The following is a 14,423-nucleotide window of genomic DNA, read 5'->3' as shown; positions in this document are numbered from 1 at the left end:
TCCTCAATGATCAACATTTGTGCAGTTTTACGTTTAGCAGGCTTGAAGCGGCTCCAGATTTCGACGCTTTTTCGGCGGCTGCTTTCATGCTATCAACTTTGCTTCTCCATTGTGGGCCTATAGTGGAATTAACCTGCCTGTCACCAAAGTCGGTAATGGAATCTCGACCGCCGGCTACAAGGTCAGGGTTGTGAAGAGCAGCTAAGGACGACAGGGTTTCCTTTGCTTGCTTCACTGAGAGCTTTCTCGCTTCAATGGGACTCATGGTCTTCAAAAGGTCTTTCTGAATCCTCTCTTGCAACTCAGCGTAGAGCTCCTTTCTCGCTTGCTTTGCAAGGCGAGGATTTCGTTTGGCTGGATTAGCGAGGTTGTTAAGGAACTCTTCGACTGTCAGCCGATTAAGTCCGTCCTGTTGTCCCTTCAACTGCCGTTCAAACTCGCCATGCTTCGACGCCGGCAACTTGTCCGCCTTGAAACATGCCACCGTATGCAACGGCATGCTACCGGGCTTGCCCTTGGATGGCTCCTTGTCTTTCCCCGCAGGCCGGTCAGGCTGCGCAGGTTGGGGCTCCCCCGCCGCGCCCTTGCGTCGCTCCGGCAGTTGCAGGTCAGGCCGTTTCTTCAAAGCCTCTTCGTGCTTGAGCATCCACTGCCCAATCCGCGAGCCTTTCTTGCTGGCGGCCATCTCCTGGGCCAGCACACCCGCATTGCCACCGCCACGGGTGAGGTAGGACACCATGGCGCCCAACAGCAGCATCACCACTTCCACATGCCCAGTGGCAATGAAATGCGCCGCTTGATCGATGGCATACGGGTTGTCCTGGCTGAACGCGTTCAGCCCTTCTTCACCGCGTGTGCCTTCCCAGGCGATGCCGATGCCTTGCAGGTAGTACTCGCCAATGCGCGGCAAGCCGTCGACGAAGAACTCGGCGAGCGAGGCGATGCCCAGCACGCCGAGGATCCAGCCGCTGACCTTGAAGCCGATCGCGGTGCCGGCTACGCCGCCGGGAATGGCACCGGCACCGCCGGCGAAGGCGCCGATGCCGGCGCCGAGCAGGCCGCCGGTGAGGGCAGTGCCAGCGACGATCATCGCCATTTGCTCGGCGACGCCGAGCAGGTCGTTGAGGATGCTTTTGATATCGAGGTCGGCGAAGCGCTGGCGCAGCAGCTGGCCGGCTTTCGATTCGGCCTCGTAGAAAGCGCGCCGCACGCTGTCCACGCGGCGCAGGTTGAGGGCCAGTGACGGCACTGCTTCGTTGAGGTAAGTACGGAAATGGGCACCTCCTTGATAGCCCATTTCATCGGTGATGCGTGTCTCGATATCGCGCCAGGTGGGCACGATGTGCCAGAGCAGCATAAGGCGTCTCCCTGCCAGTTTTTGTGCAGGGGAAATCACATCATGGAGTGGATGTGGGACGTTCCTGAGTCAGCTGTAGGAAAAGTCTATTTCGTTGTTGATGGGGGGAGACGGGGCGGGATTGAGGTGTTTTTGCGATGGGTAGGGCTGGAGGGATTTGTTGCCTGTGCGATCGAGCGCCGCCCGCGCGGCGCTCGATCGCACAGGCGCTGAAAGCAGCAAGGCAAACACAAAAAGGTCCATAATCCCCCCATAGTGCAATGCCGCCACACCACTCCGGGAGCCACCACCATGCACGTTCTGCTCTGCGAGGACGACGACCTGATCGCCAGCGGCATCTGCGCCGGCCTCACCGCCCAGGGCCTGACCGTCGATCGCGTGGCCAATGCCGCCAGCGCCCGGGCTCTGCTGCAGGCAGCGCAGTTCGACGTGATGATCCTCGACCTCGGCCTGCCCGACGAAGACGGCCTGAAACTGCTGCGCCGCCTTCGCCAGCAAGGTGTGGACCTGCCCGTGCTGGTGCTGACCGCGCGCGACGCCGTCACCGATCGCGTCGACGGCCTGCAGGCCGGTGCCGACGACTACCTGCTCAAACCCTTCGACCTGCGCGAGCTGGCTGCGCGCCTGCATACTCTGCTGCGCCGGGTGGCGGGGCGGGCGGTGAATGTGATCGAGCACGGCCCGCTGCGCTACGACCCGAGCAGCTGCGAAGCGTCCCTGGCCGGCCAGCCGGTAGACCTTTCGCGGCGCGAGCAGGCGCTGCTCCAGGCGCTGTTGCAGAACCCCGGCCGGGTGCTGTCCAGCGAACAACTCAAGGACTGTGTGTACGGCTTCAGCGACGAGGTCGAGAGCAACGCGTTGAACGTCCATATCCACCACCTGCGCCGCAAGCTTGGCAACAGCATTGTCGAAACCGTGCGCGGTCTGGGTTATCGCCTGGGGCCGGCACAGGCGCCAGAGGAAGCAGCTTCATGAGCCTGCGGGTACGCCTCAGCCTGATTCTCGGCACCGCCTTCATCATCATCTGGGCGCTGGCAGCCGCGTGGATGTTGCGCGACCTGCGCCAACAGATGATGTTCTCCCTCGACCAGCGCCTGGTGGCGTCGGCGCGCATGGTCGCCGGGCTGATCGACCAGCTGCCGCAACCGTTGGCAGCCAAGGGCGAGGATGCTCATTTTTCCGCCGACCAGTTGAGTGTGCCCGACGGTATGGCCTGCCAGGTGACTTCCCTGCGCGGCGAGATCCTTGCCAGCAACCACAAGCACGACGGCGCCATGGATGACCAGCGCAGCGGCTTCCGCGACCAGACCATCGATGGTGCGTTGTGGCGCACCTTCACCTACAACCACGGTGACGTGCGCATCACCACCGCCGATCGGCACATGGAGCGCGAGGCGCTGAACCAGTCGATTCTGCTCGCCGCCTCGGCGCCGGTGCTGATGGCCTTGCTCGGCAGCCTCGGGCTGCTGTGGATCGGCTTGGGCAAAGGCCTGGAACCGCTCAATCGGATGCGCGACGCTTTGCGCCGACGGCGTGCCGACAGTGTCGAGCCGTTGCAGGTGGCCGGCTTGCCCAGCGAGCTGCAACCCTTGCTCGATACGCAGAACCAGCTGTTCCTGCGTATCGCCCAGACCATCGAGCGTGAACGGCGCCTGACGGATGATGCCGCGCACGAACTGCGCAGCCCGCTGACGGCGATCAAGACCCACCTGCAGGTGGCGCGCATGACCGACGGTGCGGTGCGCGAGCAGGCGCTGGAGCATGCCGAACAAGGCGCCGACCGCATGCATCGGACCCTGGAGCAGTTGTTGATGCTGGCGCGGGTCGAGGGCAGCCTGTCGTTCGACGACGGCGTGCAGTGCAGCGCCGAGCAGGTTGCCCGTCAGGCAGTGCAGGACGCCGGCGGCGGCGACAACCGGCGTATCGTTTTGCACCTGCCGCAGGAGGCTGCACAGATCTACCTGGGCATGCCTGCGCCGCTGGCGGTGGCGGCCTTGCGCAACCTGCTGGACAACGCCCTGCGCCATGGCGGCGATACCGAGGTGGAGCTGGAAGTGCAGATGGCCGATGGGCAGGTGGGGTTCATGGTGCGCGATCATGGCCCGGGGATTGCCGAAGCCGATCTGCAACACCTGACCGAGCGTTTCTGGCGCAACGGGCAGAGCGGTGGCTGTGGGTTGGGGCTGGCGATCGTTCAGGCGATCGTGCAGCGCTGTGCTGGCAGCCTCAAGTTCGACAGCCGCAGTGATGGGCTGCGGGTGGTGCTACAGGTGCCAGCGCGTGCGGCAAGCTGATCTTTATTGCCTGTACCGGCCCTTTCCCGGGTAAACCCGCGAAAGGGCCGGTACAGGCTAGCGAATTTCCCGTAACAACCGCTAAATCCTCCCCGCACTCAAGCGTTTTCCAAGCGATAACTGCCCATTCGCTTGCTTGCGAGGATTCACCCATGTCCACCGCTACCAGCCTTGCCCAGGTCCCGCCGGCCAGCGTGCCGCAACCGTTGTACGAATTCACTGAATCGCCCTTGCTGCAGCGCCAGCAGCAACAGGAATCCAATGCCCGCAGCTACCCCCGGCGCATTCCGCTGGCGCTCAAGCGTGCCCGTGGCATCTATGTCGAGGACGTCGAGGGCCGCCCGTTCATCGACTGCCTGGCCGGTGCTGGAACTCTGGCCCTGGGCCACAACCATCCGGTGGTGATCGAAGCGATCCAGCGTGTGCTGGCTGACGAACTGCCGCTGCACACGTTGGACCTGACCACGCCGGTCAAGGACCGCTTCGTCCAGGACCTGTTTGGCATCCTGCCCGACGCCTTGCGCCGCGAGGCCAAGGTGCAATTCTGCGGCCCGACCGGCACCGATGCGGTGGAGGCGGCGCTCAAGCTGGTGCGCGGCGCCACCGGGCGCAGCACCGTGCTGGCGTTCCAAGGCGCCTACCACGGCATGAGCCAAGGCGCGCTGAGCCTGATGGGCAGCCACGGCCCCAAGCAGCCACTGGGGGCATTGCTGAGCAACGGCGTGCAGTTCATGCCGTACCCCTATGACTACCGTTGCCCGTTCGGCCTGGGCGGAGAAGCCGGGGTCAAGGCCAACCTGCATTATCTGGAAAACCTCCTGCTGGACCCGGAAAGCGGCGTACCGCTGCCGGCGGCGGTGATCCTTGAAGTGGTGCAGGGCGAAGGCGGGGTGATCCCGGCCGATATCGAATGGCTCAAGGGTGTGCGGCGTATCACTGAAACGGCTGGTGTGGCGCTGATCGTCGACGAAATCCAGAGCGGCTTTGCCCGTACCGGGCGGATGTTCGCCTTCGAACATGCCGGCATCGTGCCGGACGTGGTCACGCTGTCCAAGGCCATCGGTGGCAGCCTGCCGCTGGCGGTGGTGGTGTACCGCGACTGGCTGGATACCTGGAAGCCAGGTGCCCACGCTGGCACCTTCCGCGGCAATCAGATGGCCATGGCGGCCGGTTCGGCGGTGATCGACTACCTGGTCGAGCACCGTCTGGCCGAACACGCCGAGGCCATGGGCCTGCGCTTGCGAGGGCATCTGCAGCGGCTGCAGCGGGATTATCCGCAACTGGGTGATATCCGTGGCCGGGGCCTGATGCTTGGGGTGGAGCTGGTCGATCCACAGGGGCAGACCGATGCATTGGGCCATCCGCCTGCCAACCGGGTGCTGGCACCGAAGGTCCAGCGCGAATGCCTCAAGCGTGGCTTGATCCTTGAACTGGGCGGGCGCCATGGCGCCGTGGTGCGCTTCCTGCCGCCGCTGATCATCAGCGCCCAGCAGATCGACGAGGTGGCGCAGCGCTTTGCCGAGGCCGTGGCCGCCGCTGTGTGAGCCCGGAAGGGCCGCGTTGCGGCCCTCCTGTCAGGCCTGTTCATGCCCAGGCTGAATCAGCCCTTGTCCGCATGCGTCAGCTGCCAACCACCCCCTAGTGCCTTGTACAACGCCACGCTGCCCTGCAGGCGAGCCAGGCGCAGCCGCGCTTGCTGGTCCTGGGCGAGATAAAGCGTGCGCTGGGTTTCGAGCACGCTCAGCAGGGTCTCGGCGCCGGCCGCGTAGCGCCGTTGAGCCAGGTCGAAGGCTAGCTGTGCTTGCTCGACCTCCCGGTCCTGCCACTGGCGCTGCTGTTCAACGCCGTGGATGGCATTGAGGGCCTTTTCGACATCGGCGAAGCCGGCCAGGATACTGCTGCGGTAGCGTTCCAGCAGCTCGTCCTGCTCGGCTTCGGCCAACTGCTGAGCCGCCCGCAGCCGGCCGTTGTTGAAGATCGGCGCGACCAGGCCGGCAGTCAACGTGTAATAGGTACTGTCGAAGACCTCGGGCAGGGTGCGTGCGCCGGTGCCGAGGTTGGCGCCCAAGGTCACTTTCGGTAGCAGGGCGGCCCTGGCGACTTGCACATTGGCGCTGGCGGCGGCCAGGCGAGCTTCGGCCGCGGCGATGTCCGGGCGCCGGGCAAGCAGCTCGCTGGGCACGCCGCTGCCAATTGGCGGCCAGTTCACGGTGGCCAACGTTTCGCGGGCGGTGGGCAGGGCCTGGACCGGGTCGCCCAGCAGTGTAGCCAGGGTAACGCGGTTGTCCTGCCACTGTTGTTCGAGCAGCGGCACTTGCCGTTCCTGGGCGGCGACCAGGCTGCGCTGCTGGGCCAGTTCCAGGCGTGTCGCCGAGCCGGCGCGCTGACGTGTTTCGACCAGCGCCAGGACATCACGGGCGTTACGCAGGTTGAGGCGGGCAATGCGCAGTTGTTCTTCCAGGGCCAGGCCCTGCAGGTAACTGTTGGCCACGCTGCTGACCAGCGTCAACTCGACCGTCTGGCGATCGAAGCGGCTGGCGTCGAGACTGTGCAGGGCGCTTGCGCGGGCCGCACGCAGGCCGCCCCAGAAGTCGATCTCGTAGCTGGCGACCAATTGCATGCCGAACGACGTGCTGGTCCGTTCGTATTGGCTGACATCGAGCTGGTCATAGCCCTCGCCGTGCAGCAGGCGCTGGCGGCTGCCGTCGAGCTCGAACCTGAGTTCCGGCAGCAGCGGCGCTCCGGCGATCACCGCCCGTGCCTGAGCCTGGCGCACGCGCGCCGTGGCGGCGGCAAGGTCGTGGGCATTGGACCGGGCGCGTTCGACCAGGCGGCCCAGCTCGGCGCTGTCAAAGCCCTGCCACCACTGTGCCGAGGGCAGGCTGGCAGCAGGTTGGAGAGTTGTGCTTTGCCAGACCGAAGGTGCAGCGATGCCGCTGGGTGGTACGGGCGGCAGGCTGCAGGCGGCGAGGCCCAGGCTCAGGGACAACAGGCTGATGCGGCTTGGCAGGGTCATGGGTTATTCGCTGGTGAGGGCTTTGACCGGGTCGAGTCGGGCGGCTTTGCGGGCCGGCATGAAGCCGAACACGATGCCGGTGAGAACGGCGCAGGAGAACGCACCGAGCATGGCGGGCAGGGTGAAGGCCACGGCAACCTGGCCCAGCATCAAGGCGCCGCCGATCAGCAGGGCCAAGCCGATGCCGGCCATGCCGCCGACCATCGACAGCATCACCGCTTCGCTGAGGAACTGGCGCAGGATGTCGTGCTGGCGTGCGCCGGTGGCCATGCGGATGCCGATTTCGCGGGTGCGTTCGCGCACGGTCATGAGCATGATGTTCATCACCCCGATGCCACCGACCAGCAGCGAGATCGCGGCAATCGCCCCGAGCATCAGCGACAGGCTGTTCTGGGTGCGTGCCTCGGCCTGGATCAGCGCGGCCGAGTTGGTCAGTTCGAAATCGTGACGGCCCTGGTGACGCTGGCGCAGCAGGCGGTCGACGGCAGCTTCGGTTTCATCGACCCGCGCCGCGTCGGCGGCGGCGACGGTGATGTAGTCGGGGGCCCGCTGGCCGAACAGGCGGATCGCCGCGGCCGAGTAGGGCACCACGATGCGTCCGTCGGCATCCTGGTCGCCGGAACTCGCGCCTTTGCCGGCGAGTATGCCAATGACCTGGAAGGGTACGTTGCCTATCAGCAGGTACTGGCCAAGCGGGTCGCGGTCTGGCTCGAGCATTTTCTCCCGGACTTTCTGGCCGATCACCGCCACCGCTGCGCCACTGGCTTCGTCGGCATCAGTGAAGAACGCCCCTTCCACCGCTGGCCAGTTGAAGATCAGCGGGAACTGGTTGTTGTTGCCGCCCACGTAGAACTGCTGGCTGTTGTTGCCATGGCGCACCATCACCTTTTCGCCCAGCACCGGCATGATCTGCCGGACCTGCGGTAGCTGGCCAATGGCGGCGACGTCGTCGAGGGTGATCGTGCCGGCAGGTTCGCCCAGTGTGGCGGGCTTGCTGTTGAGGTAGAGGATGTTCGAGCCGAAGGCGGCCATCTGCGCCATGACCTGGCGCTTGCTGCCTTCGCCGACGGCCAGCATGACCACCACCGACGCGACCCCGATGACGATACCGAGCAGGGTCAGGGCGGTGCGAAAGCGGTTCACCCACATCACCCTCCAGGCAGCCTGCAAGGCTTCGAGCAGCTCGCCTTTCCAGGCCCCGCGCAGGGTCGCGCCACGGTCCAGGCGCTGACGCAGGTCGTCGGCTTGCAATGTCTGGCGGGCAGGGCAAGGCGCCTGGTCGGTCGCGCTGTCGCTGATCATCCGGCCGTCGCGGATCTCGATCACCCGCTGGGCACGCGCCGCCACCTGGTGGTCGTGGGTGATCAGGATGATCACATGGCCCTGGCTGGCCAGTTCGTCGAGCAGCGCCATGACTTCGGTGCCGCTGTGGCTGTCGAGCGCCCCCGTGGGTTCGTCGGCGAGGATGATATGGCCGCCGTTCATCAGTGCCCGGGCGATCGATACCCGTTGCTGCTGGCCGCCCGAGAGCTGGTGCGGGCGGTTGGCGCTGCGGCTGGCCAGGCCCAGGCGGGCGAGCAGGGCGGCGGCACGGGCGTGCCGCTCGCTGGCGGGCGTACCGGCATAGATGGCCGGCATCTCGACGTTTTCCTGGGCCGAGCCGGAGGGGATCAGGTGGTAGCCCTGGAACACGAAGCCGAACGCCTCGCGGCGCAACCAGGCCAGTTCGTCGTTACCCAGCTCGGCCACGTGCTTGCCAGCGAAGCGGTAGATGCCCGACGTCGGGCGATCGAGGCAGCCAAGTATGTTCATCAATGTCGACTTCCCGGACCCGGACGCACCCACGATGGCAACGAACTCGCCCGGCTGGATGCTCAGGCTGATGCCGCGCAGCACATCGACCTTGGGGCTGTCCTGGCCGCCGTAGGATTTGCGGATATCGACCAGCTCGATCAGCGGCGCAGTCATTCAGCCTCCGCTGGCGCTGTGGGCGCCCATCAGCAGTTGCTCACCTTCGCTGAGCCCGTCCAGCACCTGGACGCGCAGGCGGTCGCTGAGACCGGTGCGCACCTGGCGCTGCACCACCTTGCCGTGTGGGTCGAGCACGCGCGCGATGGACAGGCCGCCGTTGTCGTCCAGCGCGGCCAGTGGCACGGTCAGGACCTGGCTGGCCTGGCCGGCAACGAAGAATACCTGGGTGGTCATGTCGGCCATCAGCGCGCCATCCGGGTTGTCGACGTCGAGCAACACGGTGTATTGCACCACTTGATTGGCAGCATTCACCGGGCTGCCGCCACCCTGACTGGTCTGTTCCAGTGGTTTGGGTGGAATCGGCAGGATTTGCCGCACCTTGCTGTTCCAGCGGCGTTTGCCTCCGGACAGCGTGGTGAAGTAGGCGGTCATGCCGGGTTTCACCTTGCCGATATCCGCTTCCGAGACTTGCGCCCACACGGTCATGGGCGACAACTTGGCAATGCGCAGGATCAAGGGGGTCTGTTGCTGGGCGTTGAGGGTCTGGCCTTCACGGGCGTCGACGGCGACCACCGTGCCATCCATCGGCGCATAGATACGCGTGTAGCCCAGTTCCGCCTCGGCGCTGCGCAGGCTGGCCTGAGCCTGGCGGATCTGCGCCTGAAACATGTCGATTCGCGCCTGGGTGACCTTGAGCTGGGCGGCAGCGGCCTGGATGTCCTCATCGCGGGTGGCGCCGGCGGCGGCAAGCTCGCGCTGGCGCTTGAGCTGTCGGTCGGCCAGCTCGAACTGCGCTCGCTGTTCGGCGAGCTGGGCCTTGAGGTTGTCGATCGAGAAGCGCCCGGCGTCCAGCCGCGCCTGCTGGGTGGAAGGGTCGATTTCGACCAGCAGCTGGCCCTTGCGCACTGGGTCGCCGGCTTCCACGTGCAAGGTGCGGATCTGCCCCGAGGCCTGGGCGCCCACATCGACATAACGCCGAGGCTGCAAGGTGCCCAGGGCCGTGACGCTGCTTTCGATGTCCGCCCGGGTGACCGTGACGGTAGCGAGCGGTTGCGCCCCCATGGGCAGGGTTTGCCAGGCCAGCAGGCAGCCCAGGCTAAGCAGGCCCAGGCCAGCGAGAATGAACTGGCGGCGGGGGGAGGTTGAACGGCTCATGCGGACTTCCAGCCAGGGTAGTGGTCACGCGCTGCCAATCGTGGCACGCACCGAAGTCCCAGATAAACGAAGGCTGGCCGGGTGGATTTAGCCTGAACGAGAGGGTAGAGGGTGTGTTGCTGAGAATAGTTATAATTTGTACTATCACAGCCCGGTATCACTCAGTCCCGCACGTGGGTTGCAAGGACGATTTCAGGTGCTGTTGTGGAACATTATTATCGCGAACTGGTGAGCTTCCTGAGTGCGCGCCTGGGCAATCGCCAGGCAGCGGAGGACGTTGCCCACGATGCCTATCTGCGAGTGCTGGAACGTACCGACAGCGGGCAGATCGAGCATCCGCGAGCGTTCCTTTACCGAACCGCGCTCAACCTGGTGATCGACCGGCACCGGCGCCACCAGGTGCGCCAGGCCGAATCCCTGGATGCGCTGGATACCGATGGGCGCTTGCTCAGCGCGGAATTGCAGCAGGACCTGCAGCTCGACCAGCGCCTGGCCATGATGCAAAAGGCCCTGGATGAGCTGAGCAGCGTGTGCCGGGAGTGCTTTCTGTTGCGTAAGCTCGATGGTCTGTCCCACCAGCAGATTGCCGAGCGCCTGGGTATTTCCCGCAGCCTGGTGGAGAAGCATATCGTTAACGCCATGAAGCACTGCCGTGTGCGCATGCGGCTGTGGGAGTCCTGAATCCGCAGTGAAGGGCAGGTGAAAATTCTGTGTGATGGCCACTTGATTTCTCCCCGTTTCCCGACAACTATCTAGATTGACCCCTCCAGGTGCAGCCCTGGTGGTTGCCTGTTGCTGGCGCAGTTCGGTCAGGGAGCTGTCCCTCATTCACCTGACGGCCCAGGTCCGACAATGACAAACAAGACCCTGCGCATCCTGATAGCCGACGAGCACCCGCACCAGCGCCTGCAGCTGGAAAAACTGCTCAATGGCCTTGGCTACTACCGGATTGCCCCGGTCGAGTCCTTTGAAGAGTTGCAGCGGCTGGTGCAGTGCGCCTTGCAACCGTTCAACCTGCTGCTGGGCAATATCGAGCTGGCCAGCCATGCCGGCGTCGACCTGGCACGCTTCTGCCGGGTCAATGCGCAGATTCAGCATGCCTTGCTTTACCATTCGCAACACCTGAAAGTGCCTGTCGTGCCGCAGACCGAGCGCCAGGCTGTCAGTGTGAGCCTGCCCCAGGTACCGGATAACGAGGCGCTGCAATCCTTCATGGCAATCATCGACAGCCCCGTGCTGGTCGGCAAGATTGCCCTGCCTTCCGGGCTCAAGGGTGGCCCGGTACCGCCGCGCAAGCCGAGGAACTTCGGCCACACCGTGTTCAGCCGTTAGGGGCGTTGCTGAGGCAAGGCGGCGAGCATTTGCTATCCTCTTGCCCTTTGCCGATCTGCGGACCCCTGCCATGACTGCCATCGATACCGCTCGCCCGCCCCGGTTCAGCCGTAGCGACCACCGGACCCTGGGCCTGGCGGCGCTGGGCGGCGCACTGGAAATCTACGATTTCATCATCTTCGTGTTCTTTGCCCTGACCCTCAGCCAGCTGTTCTTCCCGCCTCAGATGCCCGAGTGGCTGCGCTTGCTGCAGAGCTTCGGCATTTTCGTCACCGGTTACCTGGCACGGCCGCTGGGCGGCATCCTGATGGCCCACTTCGCCGACCACCTCGGGCGCAAGCGGGTGTTCAGCCTGAGCATCCTGATGATGGCCCTGCCATGCCTGCTGATCGGGGTGATGCCGACCTATGCCGACATTGGCTATGCGGCACCGCTGATCCTGTTGGCGCTGCGCATCCTGCAGGGTGCCGCCGTAGGGGGTGAGGTGCCGAGCGCGTGGACCTTCGTCGCCGAGCATGCGCCAAACGGACGTCGTGGTTATGCGTTGGGTTTCCTGCAGGCGGGGCTGACCTTTGGCTACCTGCTGGGGGCGCTGACGGCGACAGCGCTGGCGCAAGTGTTCACGCCGCAGGAGATTCTCGATTACGCCTGGCGTTACCCCTTCCTGCTCGGTGGGGTGTTTGGCGTGATCGGTGTGTGGCTGCGCCGCTGGCTCAGTGAGACCCCGGTGTTCCTGGCCTTGCGCACGCGCCAGGAGCAACCGGTCAAGTTCCCCCTGCGGCAGGTGTTGGGCGAGTACCGCTCGGCGTTGATCCCGGCGGCACTGCTGACCTGCGTACTGACCTCCGCGGTAGTGGTTCTGGTAGTGATTACCCCGACAGTGATGCAGCAACGCTTCGGCATGACGGCGGGGCATACCTTCGCCTTGAGCAGCGTGGGCATCGTCTTCCTCAATATCGGCTGTGTGCTGGCCGGTTTGCTGGTCGACCGCCTGGGCGCCTGGCGCGCGCTGATGATCTACAGCCTGCTGCTGCCACTGGGCATCGGTGCGCTGTATGCCAGCCTGGTGGGGCAGTGGGGCATGACCTGGCTGGCCTATGCGCTGGCCGGGCTGGCCTGTGGCGTAGTGGGGGTGGTGCCGTCGGTGATGGTCGGGCTGTTCCCGGCTGAAATCCGTGTTTCGGGGATTTCCTTCACCTACAACGTGGCGTATGCGCTGTGGGCCAGTACCACGCCGCTGGCGCTGATCGCACTGATGCCGTGGAGCCCGTGGGTGTGTGTCGGCTTTTGTCTGATCATGGGCACGGTGGGGTTGCTGACTGCCTTGTATTTTGGGCGTCGTGAGTCGTTGGCGTTTGCGACTGAGCCGCTGCCGATCATGTGCGCTGACAAATAGCCGTAGCTGATACAAAAAGCCCCCGGTTCTCACGAGCCGGGGGCTTTTTGTTAGCGCAAGGCGGGCACCTTACATGTTCGGGTAGTTCGGGCCGCCGGCGCCTTCAGGGGTGACCCAGGTGATGTTCTGGGCCGGGTCCTTGATGTCGCAGGTCTTGCAGTGCACGCAGTTCTGCGCGTTGATCTGGAAGCGCTTGCTGCCATCTTCCTGACTGACCACTTCGTACACGCCTGCCGGGCAGTAGCGCTGGGCGGGTTCGTCGTACAGCGGCAGGTTGCTGGCGATCGGTACGTTCGGGTCGGTCAGCTTCAGGTGGCAGGGTTGTTCCTCTTCGTGGTTGGTGCTGGAGAGGAATACCGAGCTGAGCTTGTCGAAGCTGAGCTTGCCGTCCGGTTTCGGGTAGTCGATCTTTTTCGACTCGGACGCAAGCTTGAGGCAGGCATAGTCCGGCTTGGTGTCGTGCAGGGTGAACGGCAGCTTGCCGCCGAACCAGTTCTGGTCGACATAGTTGAACGCACCGCCCAGCAGTGGCCCGAACTTGTGCAGCGCAGGGCCGAAGTTGCGGCTGGCGAACAGTTCTTCATACAGCCAGCTGGCCTTGAAGGCGCTGACGTAACCGTTGAGCTGGTCACCGCCCTCGCTGCCGGCGATCAGTGCATCGGCCACCGCGTCGGCGGCGAGCATGCCGGACTTCATCGCGGTATGGCTGCCCTTGATCTTGGAGAAGTTCAGGGTGCCGAGGTCGCAGCCGATCAGCGCGCCGCCATTGAACACCATTTTCGGCAGCGAGTTCAGGCCGCCCTTGCAGATGGCACGGGCGCCGTAGCTGATGCGCTTGCCGCCTTCGAGGTACTGGCTCATCACCGGGTGGTGCTTGAGGCGCTGGAATTCATCGAACGGCGACAGATACGGGTTGGCGTAGGAGAGGTCGACGATCAGGCCGACGACTACCTGGTTGTTTTCCAGGTGATAGAGGAACGATCCGCCGGTGTTGTCCTTGCTGGTCACGTCCAGCGGCCAGCCTGCGGTGTGCACGACCAGGCCCTGCTCGTGCTTGGCCGGGTCGATTTCCCAGATTTCCTTCAGGCCGATGCCATAGTGCTGGACGTCGGATTCGCTGTCGAGGTTGAAGCGCTTGATCAGTTGCTTGCCGATATGGCCACGGCAGCCCTCGGCAAACAGGGTGTATTTGGCACGTAGTTCCATGCCCGGGGTATACAGGCCATCCTTCGGGTTGCCTTCGCGGTCGACACCCAGGTCGCCGGTGATGATGCCGCGGACCACGCCGTTTTCGTCGAACAGCGCTTCCTGGGCGGCGAAGCCTGGGTAGATTTCCACACCCAGGTTTTCGGCCTGCTGGGCCAGCCAGCGGCACAGGTTGCCCAGGGAGATGATGTAGTTGCCCTGGTTATGCATGGTCTTGGGCACGAACAGGTCAGGGACCTTGGTCGAGCTGCCCGCATCCTTGAGCACATAGATATCGTCGCGTTTCACTTCGGTGTTGAGCGGTGCGCCGAGTGCTTTCCAGTCGGGGAACAACTCGTTCAGGGCGCGGGGCTCGAACACCGCGCCGGAGAGAATATGAGCACCTACTTCGGAGCCTTTTTCCACCACGCAGACGCTGATCTCGCTACCGGCTTCGGCGGCCTTCTGCTTCAGTCGGCAGGCGGCGGACAGGCCGGCAGGGCCTGCGCCGACGATGACCACGTCGAATTCCATGTATTCGCGTTCCACAGGTTCTCTCCTACTCATCAAGGCTCGTGCTGTTGCTATGTCTTATGGGTGCTTGCGTGCGGCGGCGCTTTACTGGCGCGAAACTGTAGCTACGCAATGGATGGACTACACCGTTTTGTCTTGGCGCGCATTATATCTACACCACTTGGCGGGTCCAATACAAACGTT

The 14,423-nt window shown here is 64.4% G+C and carries 11 protein-coding genes; 6 read left to right on the top strand and 5 right to left on the bottom strand.

Going from position 1 to position 14,423, the window contains the following annotated elements; all coding sequences use genetic code 11:
* Positions 1 to 10: 10 nt before the first annotated feature.
* On the bottom strand, positions 11 to 1,357 hold the full coding sequence (locus L6D64_RS00535) for a DUF6861 domain-containing protein (protein WP_176506792.1): 1,347 nt from the start codon (positions 1,355 to 1,357) through the stop codon (positions 11 to 13).
* A 291-nt stretch (positions 1,358 to 1,648) separates the two neighbouring features.
* Here L6D64_RS00535 and L6D64_RS00530 point away from each other — a divergent pair, with 291 nt between their 5' ends.
* The 3 genes from L6D64_RS00530 to L6D64_RS00520 all read left to right on the top strand — a co-directional run bounded on the left by L6D64_RS00530 (position 1,649) and on the right by L6D64_RS00520 (position 5,195).
* Entirely contained in the window at positions 1,649 to 2,332 is a 684-nt protein-coding gene (locus L6D64_RS00530; RefSeq protein ID WP_027921299.1) for a response regulator, read from the top strand.
* Complete coding sequence (locus tag L6D64_RS00525) at positions 2,329 to 3,651, top strand: ATP-binding protein (protein ID WP_176506516.1); 1,323 nt, start codon at positions 2,329 to 2,331, stop codon at positions 3,649 to 3,651. The genes L6D64_RS00530 and L6D64_RS00525 overlap by 4 nt, the downstream gene beginning before the upstream one ends.
* Positions 3,652 to 3,803: 152 nt before the next feature.
* Positions 3,804 to 5,195, top strand: coding sequence for an aspartate aminotransferase family protein (locus L6D64_RS00520; protein ID WP_176506515.1), 1,392 nt, complete (start codon positions 3,804 to 3,806; stop codon positions 5,193 to 5,195).
* 56 nt (positions 5,196 to 5,251) lie between these two features.
* Here L6D64_RS00520 and L6D64_RS00515 read toward each other — a convergent pair whose 3' ends face one another.
* The 3 genes from L6D64_RS00515 to L6D64_RS00505 are packed head-to-tail and all read right to left on the bottom strand — an operon-like array spanning position 5,252 to position 9,793.
* Positions 5,252 to 6,667, bottom strand: a complete 1,416-nt coding sequence (locus tag L6D64_RS00515) for an efflux transporter outer membrane subunit (protein WP_176506514.1) — start codon at positions 6,665 to 6,667, stop codon at positions 5,252 to 5,254.
* Positions 6,668 to 6,670: 3 nt separating this feature from the next.
* Positions 6,671 to 8,635 (bottom strand): MacB family efflux pump subunit, encoded by a 1,965-nt coding sequence (locus L6D64_RS00510; protein ID WP_176506513.1) that lies wholly within the window; start codon positions 8,633 to 8,635, stop codon positions 6,671 to 6,673.
* Positions 8,636 to 9,793: an efflux RND transporter periplasmic adaptor subunit gene (locus tag L6D64_RS00505; protein WP_176506512.1), complete on the bottom strand. Its 1,158-nt coding sequence runs from the start codon at positions 9,791 to 9,793 to the stop codon at positions 8,636 to 8,638. It lies immediately after the preceding gene.
* Positions 9,794 to 9,997: 204 nt separating this feature from the next.
* On the opposite strand from L6D64_RS00505, the gene L6D64_RS00500 reads away from it, so the two are divergent.
* The 3 genes from L6D64_RS00500 (at position 9,998) to L6D64_RS00490 (ending at position 12,521) form a co-directional block, all read left to right on the top strand.
* Positions 9,998 to 10,474, top strand: coding sequence for a sigma-70 family RNA polymerase sigma factor (locus L6D64_RS00500; RefSeq protein ID WP_176506511.1), 477 nt, complete (start codon positions 9,998 to 10,000; stop codon positions 10,472 to 10,474).
* A gap of 171 nt (positions 10,475 to 10,645) precedes the next feature.
* Positions 10,646 to 11,125: a response regulator gene (locus tag L6D64_RS00495; RefSeq protein WP_054884073.1), complete on the top strand. Its 480-nt coding sequence runs from the start codon at positions 10,646 to 10,648 to the stop codon at positions 11,123 to 11,125.
* A 70-nt stretch (positions 11,126 to 11,195) separates the two neighbouring features.
* On the top strand, positions 11,196 to 12,521 hold the full coding sequence (locus tag L6D64_RS00490) for an MFS transporter (protein ID WP_176506510.1): 1,326 nt from the start codon (positions 11,196 to 11,198) through the stop codon (positions 12,519 to 12,521).
* Between the two features lie 69 nt (positions 12,522 to 12,590).
* On the opposite strand, the gene L6D64_RS00485 is transcribed toward L6D64_RS00490, so the two are convergent.
* Positions 12,591 to 14,273, bottom strand: a complete 1,683-nt coding sequence (locus tag L6D64_RS00485; RefSeq protein ID WP_176506509.1) for an electron transfer flavoprotein-ubiquinone oxidoreductase — start codon at positions 14,271 to 14,273, stop codon at positions 12,591 to 12,593.
* Positions 14,274 to 14,423 lie beyond the last annotated feature (150 nt).

Origin of the sequence: Pseudomonas urethralis (assembly GCF_021602465.1) — a bacterium.
Taxonomy (GTDB): domain Bacteria; phylum Pseudomonadota; class Gammaproteobacteria; order Pseudomonadales; family Pseudomonadaceae; genus Aquipseudomonas; species Aquipseudomonas vlassakiae.
Note: the sequence above shows the minus strand (reverse complement) of the source record. Positions and strands in the feature narration are given on the sequence as shown.

Coding starts and splice junctions, on each gene's coding strand:
- L6D64_RS00535 (WP_176506792.1), bottom strand. CDS start 1,357: ATGCTGCTCTGGCACATCGTGCCCACCTGGCGCGATATCGAGACACGC.
- L6D64_RS00505 (WP_176506512.1), bottom strand. CDS start 9,793: ATGAGCCGTTCAACCTCCCCCCGCCGCCAGTTCATTCTCGCTGGCCTG.
- L6D64_RS00515 (WP_176506514.1), bottom strand. CDS start 6,667: ATGACCCTGCCAAGCCGCATCAGCCTGTTGTCCCTGAGCCTGGGCCTC.
- L6D64_RS00520 (WP_176506515.1), top strand. CDS start 3,804: ATGTCCACCGCTACCAGCCTTGCCCAGGTCCCGCCGGCCAGCGTGCCG.
- L6D64_RS00510 (WP_176506513.1), bottom strand. CDS start 8,635: ATGACTGCGCCGCTGATCGAGCTGGTCGATATCCGCAAATCCTACGGC.
- L6D64_RS00495 (WP_054884073.1), top strand. CDS start 10,646: ATGACAAACAAGACCCTGCGCATCCTGATAGCCGACGAGCACCCGCAC.
- L6D64_RS00490 (WP_176506510.1), top strand. CDS start 11,196: ATGACTGCCATCGATACCGCTCGCCCGCCCCGGTTCAGCCGTAGCGAC.
- L6D64_RS00485 (WP_176506509.1), bottom strand. CDS start 14,273: ATGAGTAGGAGAGAACCTGTGGAACGCGAATACATGGAATTCGACGTG.
- L6D64_RS00525 (WP_176506516.1), top strand. CDS start 2,329: ATGAGCCTGCGGGTACGCCTCAGCCTGATTCTCGGCACCGCCTTCATC.
- L6D64_RS00530 (WP_027921299.1), top strand. CDS start 1,649: ATGCACGTTCTGCTCTGCGAGGACGACGACCTGATCGCCAGCGGCATC.